The organism is Bradyrhizobium denitrificans, assembly GCF_013179005.1.
GTDB lineage: Bacteria > Pseudomonadota > Alphaproteobacteria > Rhizobiales > Xanthobacteraceae > Bradyrhizobium > Bradyrhizobium denitrificans.
In genome coordinates this window covers 24,472-41,937 of record NZ_JABFDP010000049.1, presented here as the reverse complement: position 1 = coordinate 41,937, position 17,466 = coordinate 24,472, and the positions used below count along the sequence as shown (strand labels likewise).

Below are 17,466 nucleotides of genomic sequence, written 5' to 3'. Positions count from 1 at the left end.
ACACGCCTCATTCGGCAAGGCGGCCTTCACCGGACGGATACCGAGTGTCGGCGCAACGGCACAGTCAATCTGTTCGTGTTCTCGTCACAGAGACCGCCGCATGGGAGAAACATCGTAACGACGAGCGCGCCCAGATCAAATGGATGTTCACGACCGACCAGGCGCGCGCGCAAATTAGGTCGCGCCTATCCCAAAATACTCGACGGAGCAGCGAAAACGAAGAGTCAAAACCTCTGTGTCGATGTACTAGTCTCGTACATCCGACGGACTATTTAGCCCGGGTTCTCGAGACTGAATGTCTCCGACTGCTCGTCATATGCAAACAATTCGGCATAGCGCCCCCACGATACGATGGCCCTGAGTGTATCGTCGGCATCTTCTTCCGACATGTAGTCCTCGAGCTCGTTGCGGAAGCGCGCGGCCGGGGCAGTATGGGCAGGCCGTTCGTCAAGCACGCGCTTGATCAAGCCCATAACGGGCACATAGGCAACCAAGTGCTCGGCAAAGAGTTTTTTGCGTGCGTCGGTCTCAAGATGCGCGAAGCGCTGGCCCGCCTCGGTCAACATCAGGTCGCCTTCGCTCAAATGGGCAAACCGCAGCAACTGCAGGGACTCGCCAAGATGAAGGATCTCATCGGCTTCCAGTTGCAGGTTGCCCGCCAGCACGGGTAGGTCAGCGTGACCATTATAGGGCGCCGCTGCCAGCGTTTCGATCAAGCCCGAGAGCACGTTGGACGACACGTGGTGGATCACCATACCCACGCCGGTGCCTGGAATGCCTCCAGCGGCCGGAGTCGTGGGCTCCGCGCGTTGCGTCATGCGTGCATAAAGATTATCAACAAGCTGTCTGAACGTCGGATCGAGGCGATTGCGTGGGTGCGCCAAGTCGATCTTGAACTCGGCAGCCACTCGTCCGGGATTTGACGAAAACACCAGGACACGGTCGCACATCAATACCGCCTCCTCGATATTGTGTGTCACCATCAGGATCGACTTGATCGGCAATCGGCCTTCGATCCAGAGGTCGATGAGGTCCGTACGCAGTGTCTCAGCGGTGAGTACGTCGAGCGCTGAAAACGGCTCATCCATCAGTAGCAGATCCGGATGCACGACCAGCGCCCGGGCAAAGCCGACTCGCTGGCGCATGCCGCCTGATAATTCCTTCGGGTAGGCGGATTCGAAGCCGTCCAGACCGATCAGGTCGATCGCCGCAATCGCACGCTTGCGCCGCTCGGTCGCATCAATGCCGAGAGCTTCGAGGCCGAGTTCCACGTTTTGCAACACGGTCAGCCAGGGAAACAGTGCAAAGGACTGGAACACCATGGCGACCCCATTCGGTGGTCCCTGGATCACATCGCCGCGGCAAGTCGCTGCTCCCGATGAGGGGGTGATCAGGCCGGCGATGATGCGGAGCAATGTCGACTTGCCCGAGCCGGAGCGGCCGAGCAGGCCAACAATCTCGCCGGAACGGATGGTGAGGTCCACCTTGTCCAGCACCAGGAGATCGTCGCCGGATCCCTTCGGGAAGGAGCGGCTGACGTTGCGGATATCGATCAGTGTGACCGGCGGCTTGTTTGAATCCAGCATGGCTAGGTCTTCTATCGTGAGCTTTGAATCGTCAGCCGAGGCGGAGCCGGCGCTCGCCGAAGGCATAGAGCCGGCGCCAGAACAGCCGATTGAACAGGGTGACCATGATGCACATGACGGTGATACCGAGCACGACGCGTGGGAAATCGCCGTCCTCTGTTGCTTTCGCGATGTAGGCCCCAAGGCCCGCCGCTGAAAGGTGAGTATCGCCCCAGCTGGCGACTTCCGCCACGATGGATGCATTCCAGGAGCCGCCGGAAGCTGTGATGGCACCGGTGATGTAATAAGGGAAGATGCCTGGCAGGATCACCTTCGTCCACCAGCGCCAGCCCGTGAGGTGAAGGCTCGCGGCAGCCTCGCGCAGATCGCTCGGGAAGGCGCTGGCGCCGGCGATCACATTGAACAGGATGTACCATTGCGTGCCCAGTATCATCAGCGGGCTCAGCCAGATGTTGGAGTTCAGGCCGTAGTGCACGATCCAGAGAACAAAAACCGGAAACGCCAGGTTGGCGGGAAATGCGGCGAGGAATTGCGCCAGCGGCTGCACCCGCTCGGCGATCCTGGGACGAAGCCCGATCCAGACCCCGATCGGCACCCAGATCAGCGTGGCGAGGGCAATCAGCACGATCACGCGAAGCAGGGTGGCAAGCCCGCCCAGGAACGCCTCATATACATCCGACAGCTGCAGATTGGCCGAGAGGTAGCTATAGGCTTTGTAGGCCGCGTAGCTTGTGGCGATACCGATGAGGGCGAACCATAGCGCATCGATGAACCGCGACGGCGGAGCATCGGGTTTGGAAGAGGGCCGCAGCGCCTGAGGCCATTCGACGCTCAGATTCGAGAAGGCGCGGTTGAGCGCCGCAAAGGGCAGCGTCAGCGCCCGCAAGGTCTTGGTGCGGCGAAAGAGATCGAGCATCCATGACGTCGGGACCTCGCCGGAGGCGGTCTGCTCGAAGCGGAATTTGTCAGCCCAGGCGACGATGGGACGGAAGAGGAGCTGGTCATAGGCGATGATGACGAGCAGCATGGTGAGGATGGCGTAGCCGATCGCAGCGAGGTCGCGCTTTTCGATCGCCAGCGCCACATACGAGCCGACGCCGGGCAAGGTCACCGTGGTGTTGCCGACCGTGATCGCTTCCGAGGCAACGACGAAGAACCAGCCGCCCGACATCGACATCATGGCGTTCCAGATCAGGCCGGGCATGGCGAAGGGCACGTCGAGTCGCCAGAAGCGTTGCCAGCCGCTCAAATGGAAGCTCTTGGAGGCCTCGTCGAGATCCTTCGGCACGTTCCGGAGCGACTGGTACATGCTGAAGGTCATGTTCCAGGCCTGGCTCGTGAAGATCGCGAACACGCAGGCGAGCTCAGCGCCCAGTACCCGTCCAGGAAAGAGGTTGAGGAAGAAGACGACAGTAAAGGTGAGGAAGCCAAGGATCGGCACCGACTGCAGGATGTCCAGCAGTGGGATCAGCACCATTTCTGCGCGTCGGCTCTTCGCTGCGACCGCCGCATAGATGAAGGTGAAGACGGTCGAGCAGACAATGGCGAGCAGCATCCGCAGCGTGGTGCGCAGCGCATAGAGCGGCAAGTTGGCCGGGTCGAGCGAGACCGGCGAGACATCCAGCGCAGACAGCGGCAGTGTGGTCTGCTTGCCACCGTAGACAATCAGGACCATGGTGCCGACCACCAAGATCAGCGCAACCAGGTCCCAGACATTGGGCCGTGGCGCGCGTGTCAGCACCGCGATACGGAAATCCTGTAGCGTCATCAAACGGCTCCCTCTCGGCAAAGCCTAATATTGTGTATGTAGGCGTACACCCAATACCGAAGCCGGGCCTCGGTCACGATTGTAGGCGGGATTGACGATCAGCTGATAATCAAGCGTGATCCGCGAGGCGAACCACGGAAAGCTGTAATAAGTCTCCAAGATTCTTTCGTCGCCCGGATGCGGAAGCTGCCCGTCGCCGACCAGAATACCGAGACCCCCGGCGTTGAGAAACGCCTGGTGCACTTTGGTGATGCCGTTGTCGACCCCGGCAATTGCCCAGATGTCGTCGTTGCGCCCCCACAGCCGGCCTGACATCGAAAATCCCGCTGCGACGCTGCGGTCGATGTCGGTGAATTCGTAAGCCTCCTTGTGGCCGTCCGCCCATCCCGCGCGGGCGAAAAAGCCGACATTCTCGTTGATCTGCTGCTCCAGGTTCATGCTGATGCCGCCGCGGCTTTGGTAGCGGCGGACCGCGGTGATGTCAGCAGGTGCTCCCGTTACTGCCGCGAGCTGGATCGCATCGTTAAAGCTCCCCATCCCGCCGCGCGTCAGGAAGCCGGTGACGGCGATTTTGCCGGGCTGGCCTAGAATTGAATAGCGACGCTCGATTTCGCCGATCCATTGGAATTGCCCGAAGCGGGAATCCAGCGAGGTCGTGTTCGGCGCGACCGACAGATCGAAGATGCCGCCGCGGAAGGTCCACGGGCCAGTATACCACTCGATGGCGCCGCCGAGCGCGTAGCCCCAGGCGTCGGCCGCATAGTCGAACGTGCCGGTATCGACGATCGACCAGTTCATGAAATCGCTGCGCGGATCGTGGGCATATTTGTTGGTGTCGAAGATGTCGGGGATGCCGATCTTGCCGAGCGTGATCACCAGGCGATCGGACGTGGTCGATCCGGCGAATTGGTTGAAGCCGGAATCGATCTTCTGAGCATCGCCGCCGAGGTCGATGGTCTGGCGGAGGAAAGCGCGATGGAGACGCACGTAAGGATAGTTCGCGCCGACCTTGTAAGCCTCGCCGCTTGGGAAGCCGGCCGCCCCTACCGAACTGCTCAAACCAAAGCCCTGGTCCATCTCCGGATTGACCCAGGCTTCGGCGCCGTCCCAGAGCTTCATGCCGGCGTAAAACGTCGCATCAAAGGTCTCGCGAGCCTGATTCGGATTGAGGCTGTTGGTGCCGACATAGGGCGAGCGAAACGGCGAGGCGTACTGCTCGAGGAGGGTCGACTGGGCGTGGAAAGCGAAACGGTCAGTCTCTAACGCCTCAGGCGTTCTGGTGATCAGCGCCGGTATCGGATTGGTGTCGCCGATCTTGTAGTTTAGCCCGACGCGGACGCTTTGCATGGCAAGGTCAGACTGAAAGCCGTCCGCCGAAGCCGGGAAGAACGTGCCCTTGCGACCAAACCCAGTTTCCAGAAACTCGGCCTTGGCCGACCAGTTTCCAGTGATCGGGATCTCCACACCGACGCCTGCGACCCATCCGAGCCGCCACAGCAGTTTGGACTCCAGCGTGCCCGCAGGTGCGAGACTGCCGGCAGGGGGAGATGCGTCCTGGCTCCGCGTCACCTGGTCATAGGTCCAGGCGAACCCGCCCGTGCCGTAGAGGAGGAAGTGATCGAAGGCATAGCCGACCCGGCCACGGATGCTGCCATAATGGATGACGGATTCGCCGTAGGTAACCTGGCCGATCGAGGACGAAGCGGCGCTCTGGTTGCCCTTCACCGAGTACGGCACCACCACGTCGGAATTTGGGACGCTCACATCGCCTTCGATACCCAGCATGACTCGCGACGGCAGGACATAATTGTATCCACCTTGCAGGCCGAGAACGTAGCTGCCGGTCCCGGCCATGAAATTGAAATTGAGCGGAAGGTCGAACGCACCGTTCAAGGGCAGTCCTCCAGGCCCGAGCGGCGTCGATGTCCAAGTCGTAGAGCCCCTCAGCGCACCCGCATGCGCGCCGATATACCAGCCGGTCCAGTCGTAGGTCGTCGACGTGTAGGGCACGGAGGCGCTGACCGCGAGGTCCGCCGCGAGAGCCACGTGTTCGAAACTAAACATCGCACCAAGCCCGATGCCGACGACGAGCCGTATGCGCCGTCGTCCGCCGGCGCCCCGCTTATCGGCCGCTACCGCCATTTCTCTGGTCTCGTTCGTCATAATTCCGGGCAGCACCGACCGCCAGAAGATAGGGAAACACTGCTCCACGGCGACCCGCGGAGCGAACAGGACGCAGGCACGATTCACCCCCGTCCGTTTCGCAATTGCAACAAGCCTGTTCCGCAGCATGGTGAGATGGCATCGGCAAGTGACGTGCGTGCAACACAGCGATGAGACCGGTCGAGCAAGGTCTCGGCTCTCGAACCAGTCTCGTGCTGCAATTTCTATCGCGCGTTGGCTTTGCTGCCGGATGACGCGCGGGCCCTGGGACAGCCACCTCAGCCTGCCAAGGTGCGAGTACGACGATTGAAAGAAGGTTTTGTGAAATGCGGTGCTGGGCAACCGAGACCCGGAAACAACCGGCCGAGACTTTGTGATGTTCGGGATCATCGCTCATTTTCCTGTCGCCTTACGGCAGGATGAGCGACGCGGGTCATCTATTGACCACGAACGCCTCCACGGCTGCCGCCGGCGCGGTTGATCTCAAGGAGTGACGGCAATACCGATCCAATCGCGTGGAGTGGAGTGACGTTGCCAGAGGTCGTACTGCCCATAGCTCTTTCATCAGGGTTGGGACGCGCTTCGTCATCGCATGATCCGCGACGGAAGCGCCGTCGTCCCCTAGGCTCGGTCTGGAACGAAGTCAAGCAAAAGCGGTCATCCTCCGGGGAGGATAGTGAGCAGCTGCCGGTGCGCCTATATTTCGATCTTTGGCTGATTGCGAATCTCTTCCGGCATGCGCAAAGATTGTACTGGTGCAGCCGAGCGCTGGTCCGCGACGACCCCGGATGAATCAGGCGCCTCGCAGCTCGTTGTCTGTTGCGAGCTGCTCTCAAATCGAAAAATGAACGCACTCCTGTACTTCCGCCGCATTCAGCATTAGACTATTTTTAGGTTTTCTCAGCCGGAACAGCAGCGCAATGTGTCGCATCAGCTTTTTGCTGTTGATCGTGGTTGTCACGATAGCGACCGCGTCGACGAGCAAGGCTGCTGGATCGTTTCAGACCAAGCCAGCCTTCCAAAGTGCGTCGACGACCGGTGTAGCGTCGTCGGTTCCAAGCGCGTCCGGGTCAACTGGATTCCCCAGCGAACTCGGTTGCGGCAGGGGCCGCGTCCGCGATCCTCAAACGCGCGCTTGCCGCGGCCCGGCCGACATCAGGTAGCGTACCGAACGAGCACACCGCTTCGGGTTTAGATGGATCGGGGGAGAAAGGCCCGCCAGCTCGCGGCTAGGGGACCATGCAACAGCCGCTCCGTGCCGGGGCTAGCGGTCGAAATCGGTCGGTTCAAGACTGTGCCGGCTGGCGATCTACTCAAAGATCGCACCACTGTTCGATTGCGCCGTAAGCTGTGCGATCGCCTCGATGCATCCGCTCTCTTCGAGTTCAGTGCTGTCCAGTTGCCGCAGGCTCCAGGCAGGCCCGCCAGTCGCTGACGCTATTGGCGCTTGAATCCAGTGCCAGCTCTCAAATCCGTCGCGGTGCAGAGGCAGATGATGGCTTGATCAATTGGTGTTATCATTTCAAAGATCTCGCTCGGCTCGCTTGCGCTTCCGCCGATGCCCGAGAGCTAACCAAGCTCCCAGCCGCTCCAGCACGCGTGTTCCAGATAGGATAGCCAGCAGACTGCCGTGTGAAATCCGGTGGGTCCGGTGAAGCATCATCGCACAGCGGAGCATTCGGCTGGCCAAGCGAAGCGCGCCGATCGCTCCCCAGCGTCGCGCCTCCAAGATGGCCGCGTTGATCATCTTCCGGCCCTCACCGCTTAAGCCAACGGCCAGGTCCGATCGAGGGAGCGTGATCTAGGCGGAAATCTTCGCGCGACGGTGCTGGGAACCAGCCGGCTTGTGTCGTGCAACTGCCTTGAAGGTCGCTCATCTCCCCCTCCGCTTCGTGCGGCAGGACCGTGAGCTAAAGGCCCGCTTATTTGCGGCGTTGATTCTCACGGCTATGGCCGTCGCAATAGCGACTTCTTGCTACAACGCGGATCGGGCCGGATAGATCGGGGACGCGCTGCCATTGCGAGGACTGCCATGGCTCTCTTTATGGCGGTTGATAGCGACCCGGAACGGAACATTCCGTATCGCCTAGTGGCCCATATGCGCGCGCTCATCGCGAGTCAAGTGGCCCATCCTATCCCCGCGGGAGGATGAATGATATATCCTTACAACGATAGGAGAAAAAAACCAATGCGTGACTATCCTCATCTTGCGATTGCCAGGCGGCTGAAACGCGCCAATGGTCATCTCGAGACCATCATCGAAATGGTCGAAAACAATCGACCTTGTGCTGAGATTGCCCAGCAACTGCAGGCGGTCGAGAGCGCGATCGAAAGCGCCAAGAAGGCGCTGATTCACGACCACATCAGCCACAGTCTCGAACGGTCCTTCAAAACGCACGGCTCGAAGGGGCAGGCAGCGTTGAGAGATTTCAAGCTGATTTCGAAATATTTGTAAGGTAGGCCGCAGCTTCCAGCTTTGACGCCCGTTGACAAGCAAGTTCCTTCGCCCACGAATGACGTGAGTCAGACCTTCCGGCGATCCGACCTTGTGCGTCGATCCGACCTTGTGGCGGATGTTGCCCGGCCGGCACAATCCGCCGTAAGGCGCGCGCTGTCCTCGCCAATCGCGGCGCCATCCCGGCGTGGCGCACGAACGTCCGACAGCACGATCTAGCGGCCAAACCAAATGAGTAGCACACCTGCGAGAACAAGCAGAAAACCACCCTCGTGCCAACGGGTAAGACCAGAACCGACAAACTTCTCTCTCGCAGTGTAAGCGGCCCACAGCACGACGGCTCCAAGCAAGCAGCTGAGAAGGCTGGCCGCTCGCGCAGGGGCGTCTCCAGACCAGAGCATGGACAGGGCAAGTATGACCGCCAACCGAAAGGCCAGTCGCCCCAACGTGGCAGTAGAACCCTGAGTGTTAAGCATTTGGCGTCACGCATAGGCTCGAACAGTAGGGGTATGTCAGAGGCCCCACCTTCGTGTGAACCAAACTTTGACGAAGTGCGTGAGGACTGCATACATCAGCAGCATGGCGGTCACCAGCGGCCAGTAGGTCCACGGCAATGGCGTGAAGCCCAGGGCAGCTCCCGCCCAAGTGAAGGGCAGCGCTATGCCGATCGTACAGATGATGATCGTCGTTGCGATGAGCGCGGGGCTTGCGCGGCTCTCGATGAAAGGGATCTTGGCCGTCCTGATGATGTGAATGATCAACGTCTGCGTCAGCAGTGATTCGACAAACCAGCCGGTTTGAAACAACGGCGCGTTATTCCAGGCATCGAACACAAAAAGCATCATGCCGTAGGTTGCGTAGTCGAATATCGAGCTGATTGGTCCGATAAAGATCATGAACTTGAATATGTTGCCGATTTCCCATTTTCGCGGTGAAGCCACATACTCATCGTCGACATTGTCGGTCGGAATCGTCGTCTGCGAGAAATCATAGAGCAGATTGTTCGTCAGGACCTGAATTGGCGCCATCGGCAGGAACGGCAGGAAGATGCTTGCCCCGAGCACGCTGAACATATTCCCGAAGTTCGAGCTGGCGCCCATCTTGATATATTTCGTGATATTCGCGAAAACCTTGCGACCTTCCGTCACGCCCTCTTGAAGGACGAGGAGACTCTTTTCGAGCAGGATGATGTCTGCGGACTCTTTTGCGATATCGACCGCGGTGTCGACCGAGATGCCGACGTCCGCAACTTTCAGGGCCGGACTGTCGTTGATGCCGTCGCCGAGGAATCCGACCACGTGTCCCTTGAGGTGTAGGGATCGTACGACTCTTTCCTTCTGCTCGGGGTTGAGCTTGGCGAAAACGGTGGTGCGGTCGGCGACCTCGGCCAGTTCGGCATCGCTCATCTGGCCGATCCGGTTGCCCAGCACGATTTCGCCCGCCTCCAGTTGGACCTCGCGACAAATCTTGCGCGTTATGACCTCGTTATCGCCGGTAAGTACCTTGATCTGAACACCTTTTCGCGCGAGCGCTGCGATCGCCTCCATGGCGCTCTCTTTCGGGGGATCCAGGAAGGCGATGTACCCTAGAAGCGTCAGATCTGCCTCATCCTCAACCGAATACGCCGCCTTCGAGGGGGCCATCTCCTTGTAGGCCACCGCAACGACACGAAATCCATCGGAATTTAAGGCTCTGGTCTGCTCTTTGGCTGCCTCAAAATGAGTGTCGTCGAGCCGACCAACCTCACCATTCAGGGAGTAGTTCGAGCAGACGGCGAAGATCTCCTCGACCGCGCCCTTGCAAATGAGCAGATGCTTCGCGCCGTCCCGCCTGACTACCACGGACAGGCGCCGGCGTGTGAAGTCAAAGGGGATTTCGTCGACTTTCGTATAGCCGCCGTCAGCCCGCAATCGTTGAACGAGTTCGGCGTGCGCAAGCACGGCCTTGTCAAGGAGGTTCTTCAACCCGGATTGGAAATGGCTGTTCAAGAACGCGTACAGGAGCACCTCATCTGAGTCGTTTCCCTCGATGTCGATGTGCCGTTTGAGAATAATTCGATCCTGAGTGAGAGTGCCCGTCTTGTCGGTGCACAACACGTCCATTGCCCCAAAATTCTGAATGGCATTCAGCCGCTTGACGATCACTTTCTTGCGCGACATTGCCATCGCGCCTTTGGCGAGATTGACCGTCACGATCATCGGCAGCATTTCTGGTGTGAGGCCGACGGCCACTGCCACCGCGAAAAGCAGCGCCTCTAGCCAATCGTGCTTCGTCAGGCCGTTGATCAGGAAAACGGCAGGAACCATCACGAGAATGAAGCGGATCATCAGCCAGGTGAACCTGTTGATGCCCTGGTCGAAGGCGGTCGGAACGCGGCGTCCAGCAATCTCGTGGGCAAGCTGGCCGAAGAAGGTGTTCCGACCGGTCTGCAAGATCACGCCGGTGCCGTACCCGGAAACAACGTTCGCGCCCATGAAGCAGACGTTCGGGAGGTCGAAGGGGTCCTCGCACGCGGACGTGCTGGATTGGCCGTGTTTTTCCGCAGGCATGGATTCGCCGGTCAGGACGGCCTGATTGACGAACAGATCCCTGGCCTCGAGCAAGCGCAGATCCGCCGGAATCATATCCCCGGCTGAGAGCCGCACCACATCCCCCGGCACGAGTTGATCCATTGGAATCTCTGTGAAGGGGTCATCCGCTCGGACAGGTCCGCGCCTGACACTTGCGGTCGTGTGAACCATGGCGCGCAGCCGGGCTGCGGCCTCGTTCGACCGGTGCTCCTGGATAAAGGCGGTCGTGATCGCCAGCACGACCATCGCAGCGATCACGACGGCAGCGCGAACGTCTCCCAAGAGAAAAGAGACCACCGCGAGCGTCAAGAGCAAGGCGTTCAAAGGGTTGCGCGCGCGGTTCCAAATCTCCTCGGGAATGGTCGGCTTGCGTTCCCGGGCGACCAGGTTAGGTCCATGCTTCTTCAGCCGCGTCGCGGCTTCAGTAGCTGAGAGTCCTCCCGGCGTCGAACCCACTTTCGTGCAGGCTTCGCTCGGCTCAAGGCGGCTTATTGCCGCGAGCCAGCCGTCGTTTGCCGCCACACCAGCACCATGGCGATCAATCGTCTTCGTCGGTTTCGATAGCAAGTGCATGGGTGTATCCGACTGTCGGGACAGCAGGAGCCATACAATCATGATGGGGTGTGGCTCTCTTGCGGGAGATCAAACAGATGGAGGCTTCAGCTATCCCGCGCCTTAGCGGCATGTGGCCGGTGGCGGAGGCGTTCCCGCATGGAAAGTGAGCGCGGGGAGCGGCGGGTCTTGTCGTCCAGATTTGAGAGGACGTCGCGGTGAACGGATGGTCTCGACGTGAGGCATGAAGGTTGGGTGCTCTTCTGATCTGCTCTTTGGCGGTTCGCCGCGAGCTGAGTTGGACCTGCCTGCGCGGGTGCAAAGGCCAGATCGGCCCAATGTGGACTGTATCGCTTCGTCCGGCGGCCGACTGCCTGTCCGCTCGTCGCAGTCGTATCGACAATTATTCGCAGATGAGCAGCGGTCCAGACGGTCCAGCAGCCCCCGCAAACGATCCTCCATGGCGGATGCGGCCTATCCTCCAGGGGGGATAGCCAAATTGCTTGACAGGGTCCGACAACAGGCGTACGGGCCGATCTGTGGTTGGAACCAGATCGTTCTGGACCGCATTGAGGACCAAAGGCAATCCGAGCGGAGTCGAGAGACTCCTGAAAGAACCATGGGCAGTAGCATCTCTGGCATGACCCGCCCCGTAATGGGGCCCGTGATGCCGCAGAAATTCAGAATCGATCGCGACGGCTGCGGCCGCGTGAGGATTGCCGGTCGCGCCTAGCGACCCGCCATGCTCACCATCCCGCCGCGGAGCGCGGGGTGGAGGTGAGCGATGTTCGAGAAATTCGCAAAAATCCGGCGTGGCGTGCAACGGCCGAACGGCCTGCGGAGCGCAGCGGTTGGTTTTTCCCCAATCTATACCAACGACAACCGGCCGGGTTTTGGTACCCAGCGTCCGCGCGAGGCGCTGGTCTGCCGTTGGTCGCTTACCTCTGATGGAGGGCGCCTGGAGTGCCGGTGGGAGTTCGCGGCCATTGCGGACGAGCCACGCGGCAATCAAGGCGAGCTGCCGTATTTTAGCGCTCCGCGCCTCGTTCCGGGCGGCGGGCAAGTGGCTGCGCTTGAGCAGATCGCCTTTTAGTCGAACATCGATCCCGCCAGTTCAGGTGATGCACAATGAACATCATGAATCCTGCTCACAAGGAGGTCAGCCGGGCCGCCGTGCTCGATGAGGCCCATATCGGCGATATCCATGGCGCACTCGGCACCATCCGGCACCATGATCATGGGCCGCGGAGGGGATTCTGGGCGCGATGGAGAACGCTGATCGCGATCCTTGGACCGGGCCTCATCGTCATGGTGGGGGACAACGATGCCGGCGCATTCGGCACCTACACGCAGGCCGGCCAGAATTACGGCACGACCCTGCTATGGACGCTGATGCTGCTGATCCCGGTGCTCTATGTGAACCAGGAGATGGTGGTGCGCCTCGGCGCGGTGACCGGGGTCGGTCATGCAAGGCTGATCTTTGAGCGCTTCGGCAAGTTCTGGGGTGCGTTCAGCGTGATCGATTTGTTCCTGTTGAACGCACTGACGCTCGTCACCGAATTCATCGGGATCAGTCTGGCCTTGCGCTATCTCGGCTTGCCGCAGTTCTGGGGCGTGTTGGCCTCGGCGCTGATCGTGATGCTTGCGGTCAGTACTGGTAACTTCCGCCGTTTCGAACGATTCGCGATCATCCTCGTCTTCGGTAGCCTCCTGCTGGTGCCTGTCGTCCTGATGGTTCATCCGCCGGTGGAGCAGATCGCGTCTGACCTCTTGGTGCCGAAAATGCCGAAGGACGGCAATTTTAGCGAAGTCATGCTGCTGATCATCGCCGTCGTCGGCACTACGGTTGCGCCCTGGCAGCTGTTTTTCCAGCAAAGCTATCTCATCGACAAACGGATCACACCACGCTTCATCAAATACGAACGCTGGGATCTTGGCTTGGGCATCGCGCTCGTTATTCTGGGCGCGGTCGCGATGATCGGCTTCTCGGCGGCGATTTTCGCGGGACGGCCTGAGTTCGGCAACTATACCGATGCATTAGGTACGGCAGTCGGCTTGGAGAAATATGCTGGCCGTCTGCCAGCGGTGCTGTTTGCGCTCGCCCTACTGGACGCCAGCATTGTCGGCGCCGCCGCGGTCTCGTTGTCCACTGCTTATGCAATCGGCGACGTATTTTTTCTGAAGCATTCGCTGCATCGCAAGCCATCCGACGCAAAAGGCTTCTATGGCGTCTATTTCGCGCTGATCATCGTGGCCGCTGTACTCGTGCTGACACCGGGGACGCCGCTCGGGCTGTTGACGAACGCAGTCCAGACCCTGGCTGGTGTGTTGCTGCCGAGCGCGACGGTGTTCCTGCTGCTGCTATGCAACGATACGGCGGTCCTCGGCCCCTGGGCGAATTCGCGGATGCTGAACCTTTTCACAGGGGCCGTTATCGCGGTGCTGGTGATGCTGTCGATCATTCTTACGGCTTCCATGCTTTTTCCGGACATTGGCGAGCAATGGATCCTGGGCATCCTGGTCGGCGGAAGCATTCTTGGTGCCCTACTGACGGTCGGCGCGAAAATGTTCGAGCTTTCGCGTCGCCCCTCTGCCGCGGGCGCCACGCCAAAGCGAGCCAAGCGGAAGGTTGACGTGTACGACGATTGGCGAATGCCGCCCCTTAGCGAGCTGCCTCCGGTCAGGCTCAGCGTGCTCAGTCGAGTGTGGATGATCGTCCTGCGCGGTTATCTTCTCGTGGCCGGCGGTTTGGTCCTTGTGCGGATATTTCAGCTCGCCATCGCAGGCGCTTAGCGATTGCAGAGGTAAGGGGCGCGCTTCGGTCCGGCGTGCTTGCCGTTGCAAGATCGAACGGCTACTTGGAAAATCGGTTGCCGTTCCATAACAGCTTCGAGACGCAAGAATTATCACAATTCACGTTGACGGCAGCCCGTCCCGCCTCGTCATCCATGTCGATTTCGTGCGCTTTGGCATGCCACACCTCGCGAGTCTGGCCCCTTTCATCGGTCAGGAAGATACGATGCGTGCAACCCGCGGAATTGCACAGTGCTGAAGGTTGTGAACAATGGAATTGGTCGAAGTGGAGCGACACAAACTCCTGTCCACTCTCTGCTCGGAGATACCGTAAAAATCCAGTTCGAGCCCTGGGTTCGTCATCTCCGCAGGCCTTCTGAGCTGCGCGGATGGCAGAGCTGATTGGTGCCGGCAAATGCTGAAGCTTTTCAGCGGACAATGTCGACCAGTCGTTTCGGGGGCCGACTGAGCCTCGGGGCGATGCCGGGGACGTCATTGCGAGGACAATGAGTGCTATGACAGGCGCCAAATTTTTCATTGTGGGTTCTCCTGGACTCTTGCCCCCGACGCTGCTCAAAACCATCATATCACTTTCGAGTCTGCCTTGCGCAGCGCCCTTGTTACATTGCAGCTCGTTATTCGTTGTGTGTTGCGGTGTGAAATCGGCACTCTCCCATGGCGGACCTCGTTCGAGTCGGTCCGATTTGGAGCCCTCCTCTACCCGGTGCCGGGAACATTGTTGGGACAGGTTCGAGAGCAAATACAGCGCATTTTGGTAGCTGTGCAGGCGAATTTGGGAAAAGAATCTCGCTGCGAGAATTTTGGGGGCGAGTGCCTCTTGGACGCCCTGCTGAAGGAGTTCGGGCTCAGAATCGTTAGGTTTCAAGCTTCGGCGGCGACGCCTCGCAGACAGGGACAGTCGGTGCTGAGGGGGGCTGAGAAAAATCGCCGAAAGAGTTACTTGAAATGCAAGACAGCTATGAGGGCGGCAATTGCGAAGCCTGAGGCTAGAGCCGCCCATTCTTTTCGGGTCAAAGCCATCACGCCGAATGCGGTGGTACAGCCGAGGAGGCTTGGCAAACCGCCCTCCAGGCAGGCCGCTGCGACGAAGGCGATGAAAAGGTTGCCGGGCGCCAATCGGAAGAACCTCGCGACGCTCCCGTCCTCGCGCATCAGCCCGGCAGCGAGGAATCCACCGGACCGCATGACATAACTGACGAGGCCGAGCACGGCGATCGTCGCAAGAGTTCGCCAGTCAAGCACGATCGCCTCGCAACATGCTGAGTCCTGTTCCGGCTGCACCGCCGATCAGCATGGCCCAGTTTGGCGCCGCGAACCGACTGACGAGGAAAGCGGTGGCCGCGGCCAACAGCCAGGGAAGAATAGAGCGCTTACCGCGCCACTGACTTGGAAGGAGCGTGACGATGAAGGCCGCCGGCAGCAACGAGGCGGCGATTGCGAGCGGGCCGCCCGGCTTCAGCGGCAAGCCGTAGCCTAAAGCCGTTCCGCCCATCCACCCGATCGCCATTGGCGCGCTTGCGCCGAGGAGATAGCCGGCATCGGCATCATTGCTTTCCGCATCAGCGGCCGTCATCAGCCATGACGCGTCCGCCAGAAGGAACAGGATGGGGAGCGTGATTCGCTTCCGAAGCCTGCCGAAAAGCTGGTGAAGGTGAGCGCCCATGACCAGGTAGCGCGCGTTGGTTGCCACGCACGCGACGATCATGGGAAGGATTGGCGGGGCCGCAGCCCACATCCCGAGCGTGACGGCCTGCGCTGTGGCGGAGTACACGACGACGCTAAACAGCACCGCAGGAGCGAAGCCAAGTCCAACCCCGCGATAGGCGACACCCATGACCACGCCCGCAACACCATTGCTGAAAAGGAACGGCAGCGCCTTGATGAAACCGCGCCTGAACCCGGCGCTTGAGCAGCGGGACTTTCTCTCAGAGACAGTCTCGGTTATAATGGTCATGGGCATTAGATAGGCCACGCCGAAGCAGCCATGTCAAGGGACCCACTACGAGCAGCGACGCAGTTTTTTGGCGGGCGCGTCTGTCTGGATTTCGGGAACACGCTTGACTGGCGAACATCGAATGATCCGCAGGAGCTTATCCCCGACTACGCGGCCTTCCTCGGCTGGTGCGCGCGCCGGGGAACGATGTCTGCGGCGGCTGTCGAGCGCTTGGTATCGGTCGACAAGCGGAACCCATCCATCGGGTCTGCAGCGCTGGCCGAACTTCTTTCCCTCCGTCAGGAGATCTGGAAGATCTGTGACGCGCTTCGCTGCAACGAGCCGCCCAATCTAGACCTGGTCAACGATCTTCTCGCTCAAGCTCCGCCTCAGCCAGGTCTTGTTGATCGTGGTGGAGTGTTTTTGCACGACCTTCCGGGGCGGGATGTCCGCGAGCCACTTTGGCCGTTGTTATGGTCATTGACCGCCGTTTTGACGTCGACAGATGCTGGACGAATTGGATGCTGCCAAGCTATCGGCTGTGGTTGGTTCTTTGTCGACGAGAGTCCGAACAGGACGAGGCTATGGTGCTCGAGTGAGGTGTGCGGAAATCGCGAGCGAGGGCGGCGCGCTTACGCGAAACGTCGGAAGGGCCTATGACGCCATGCCGTCCCTGCGTCGCGAACCAGTTGCCGATCGAGCTCCGTCCAGCCCTCGGCCTCCAGCTGGCGCTCGAGCGCCTGCCGGATATCAAGGACGGGGTTGAAACGACAGATGCTGAAACCGAGCAACTCGCGGATCATCGAAATTCGAGTGTGAGATCAAAGCGCAAATTTCTGACGGCTCGCCGGCACAATTCTTTGGCGCGTGAGGGACACTTTGTGACGCGAGATCAACGAGTTGCTATGGACGAGAATAGTACTTTTTCTGAGACCGCTGCCGGAAGGCTTGCAGCGCGGCCCTTCGCGGAATCTTTGAGAAAGTGCGAACTGTCGTAGCGTGGCCACGACTCACGGACCAAATTGGCCACGCTCTACATCTTTGACTTGCGGGTGCGATCTGTGCTCGCTTTTAGTCTCTACCTTCCAAGACCTTGGTCGGGCAGCCTCCGTCAGCTCATCCGAGAGTCCCGAGGGCCGCAAGCTGATTTTTTTAGGTCTCTGTCGATTCAGCCCGAGTTGGTCCGTCGAACTGTTTGACGGGATAGTCAGGCCGCGAGGGCGTCGCCGCCCGTCGAAGGAGTATCTTGGATGCGTTACATGTTTATCGTCAAATCCAGTCAGCGTGCTGAGCCGCCCCCTGCGCTGATGGAAGCCATGCACAAGATGGCCCGGCGCGAGATCGAGGCTGGTCGTATGCTCGACGACGGTGGGCTAATGCCGCTCGCGATGGGCTGCCAAGTCTCGATCGAGAAGGGCGAGTTGAAGGTGATCGACGGTCCGTTCATCGAGGCGAAGGAGATGATCGGCGGCTATGCGATCTTCGATTTGCCCGGTCCGGCCGAGGCCCTCGCTTCCGCACGAGAATTCATGCGGTTGCACACGGATTTCATGCCCGGATGGGAAGGGACTTGTGAGGTTCGCGCTATCGGCGGCTCGATGACGAAGGGCGCTTAACGGAGGCGT

11 protein-coding genes are annotated in these 17,466 nt (G+C 60.0%); 5 read left to right on the top strand and 6 right to left on the bottom strand.

The window, feature by feature from the left end; all coding sequences use genetic code 11:
• Window positions 1-272: 272 nt before the first annotated feature.
• From HL671_RS35515 to HL671_RS35505, 3 genes are read right to left on the bottom strand one after another with little or no spacing between them, the layout of a single operon-like run.
• Window positions 273-1,586, bottom strand: coding sequence for an ABC transporter ATP-binding protein (locus tag HL671_RS35515; RefSeq protein WP_210264241.1), 1,314 nt, complete (start codon window positions 1,584-1,586; stop codon window positions 273-275).
• Between the two features lie 31 nt (window positions 1,587-1,617).
• Window positions 1,618-3,354 (bottom strand): ABC transporter permease, encoded by a 1,737-nt coding sequence (locus HL671_RS35510; protein WP_172243305.1) that lies wholly within the window; start codon window positions 3,352-3,354, stop codon window positions 1,618-1,620.
• Window positions 3,355-3,378: 24 nt separating this feature from the next.
• Window positions 3,379-5,496, bottom strand: a complete 2,118-nt coding sequence (locus HL671_RS35505) for a carbohydrate porin (protein ID WP_246706050.1) — start codon at window positions 5,494-5,496, stop codon at window positions 3,379-3,381.
• Window positions 5,497-7,669: 2,173 nt separating this feature from the next.
• Between HL671_RS35505 and HL671_RS35500 the strand changes: the two genes are divergently transcribed.
• Window positions 7,670-7,972 carry a metal-sensing transcriptional repressor gene (locus HL671_RS35500; protein WP_283813112.1) on the top strand — a complete coding sequence of 101 codons (303 nt, stop codon included), beginning with the start codon at window positions 7,670-7,672 and terminating at the stop codon, window positions 7,970-7,972.
• Window positions 7,973-8,484: 512 nt separating this feature from the next.
• Here HL671_RS35500 and mgtA read toward each other — a convergent pair.
• Complete coding sequence (gene mgtA / locus HL671_RS35495; RefSeq protein WP_246706048.1) at window positions 8,485-11,115, bottom strand: magnesium-translocating P-type ATPase; 2,631 nt, start codon at window positions 11,113-11,115, stop codon at window positions 8,485-8,487.
• A 763-nt stretch (window positions 11,116-11,878) separates the two neighbouring features.
• Here mgtA and HL671_RS35490 point away from each other — a divergent pair.
• Both HL671_RS35490 and HL671_RS35485 read left to right on the top strand, forming a co-directional pair.
• Complete coding sequence (locus HL671_RS35490; protein ID WP_172243299.1) at window positions 11,879-12,187, top strand: hypothetical protein; 309 nt, start codon at window positions 11,879-11,881, stop codon at window positions 12,185-12,187.
• A 35-nt stretch (window positions 12,188-12,222) separates the two neighbouring features.
• On the top strand, window positions 12,223-13,887 hold the full coding sequence (locus HL671_RS35485; RefSeq protein WP_172243296.1) for an NRAMP family divalent metal transporter: 1,665 nt from the start codon (window positions 12,223-12,225) through the stop codon (window positions 13,885-13,887).
• Window positions 13,888-14,844: 957 nt separating this feature from the next.
• Here the strand turns inward: HL671_RS35485 and HL671_RS35480 are convergent.
• Window positions 14,845-15,150 carry an AzlD domain-containing protein gene (locus tag HL671_RS35480; protein WP_172243293.1) on the bottom strand — a complete coding sequence of 102 codons (306 nt, stop codon included), beginning with the start codon at window positions 15,148-15,150 and terminating at the stop codon, window positions 14,845-14,847.
• Window positions 15,143-15,868: an AzlC family ABC transporter permease gene (locus tag HL671_RS35475; protein WP_172243290.1), complete on the bottom strand. Its 726-nt coding sequence runs from the start codon at window positions 15,866-15,868 to the stop codon at window positions 15,143-15,145. Before HL671_RS35475 ends, HL671_RS35480 begins: the two co-directional genes overlap by 8 nt.
• Window positions 15,869-15,892: 24 nt before the next feature.
• Between HL671_RS35475 and HL671_RS39245 the strand changes: the two genes are divergently transcribed.
• Window positions 15,893-16,501: a CGNR zinc finger domain-containing protein gene (locus tag HL671_RS39245; protein WP_172243287.1), complete on the top strand. Its 609-nt coding sequence runs from the start codon at window positions 15,893-15,895 to the stop codon at window positions 16,499-16,501.
• 599 nt (window positions 16,502-17,100) lie between these two features.
• A complete protein-coding gene (locus HL671_RS35465; protein ID WP_246706047.1) occupies window positions 17,101-17,457 on the top strand; it encodes a YciI family protein in 357 nt (118 codons plus the stop codon).
• Window positions 17,458-17,466: the final 9 nt, after the last annotated feature.

What these genes read in the sequence shown, in the direction of transcription:
- HL671_RS35515 (WP_210264241.1), bottom strand. Translation starts at nt 1,586, where the DNA reads ATGCTGGATTCAAACAAGCCGCCGGTCACACTGATCGATATCCGCAAC.
- HL671_RS35510 (WP_172243305.1), bottom strand. Translation starts at nt 3,354, where the DNA reads ATGACGCTACAGGATTTCCGTATCGCGGTGCTGACACGCGCGCCACGG.
- HL671_RS35505 (WP_246706050.1), bottom strand. Translation starts at nt 5,496, where the DNA reads ATGGCGGTAGCGGCCGATAAGCGGGGCGCCGGCGGACGACGGCGCATA.
- HL671_RS35500 (WP_283813112.1), top strand. Translation starts at nt 7,670, where the DNA reads ATGATATATCCTTACAACGATAGGAGAAAAAAACCAATGCGTGACTAT.
- mgtA (WP_246706048.1), bottom strand. Translation starts at nt 11,115, where the DNA reads ATGCACTTGCTATCGAAACCGACGAAGACGATTGATCGCCATGGTGCT.
- HL671_RS35490 (WP_172243299.1), top strand. Translation starts at nt 11,879, where the DNA reads ATGTTCGAGAAATTCGCAAAAATCCGGCGTGGCGTGCAACGGCCGAAC.
- HL671_RS35485 (WP_172243296.1), top strand. Translation starts at nt 12,223, where the DNA reads ATGAACATCATGAATCCTGCTCACAAGGAGGTCAGCCGGGCCGCCGTG.
- HL671_RS35475 (WP_172243290.1), bottom strand. Translation starts at nt 15,868, where the DNA reads ATGCCCATGACCATTATAACCGAGACTGTCTCTGAGAGAAAGTCCCGC.
- HL671_RS39245 (WP_172243287.1), top strand. Translation starts at nt 15,893, where the DNA reads ATGTCAAGGGACCCACTACGAGCAGCGACGCAGTTTTTTGGCGGGCGC.
- HL671_RS35465 (WP_246706047.1), top strand. Translation starts at nt 17,101, where the DNA reads ATGTTTATCGTCAAATCCAGTCAGCGTGCTGAGCCGCCCCCTGCGCTG.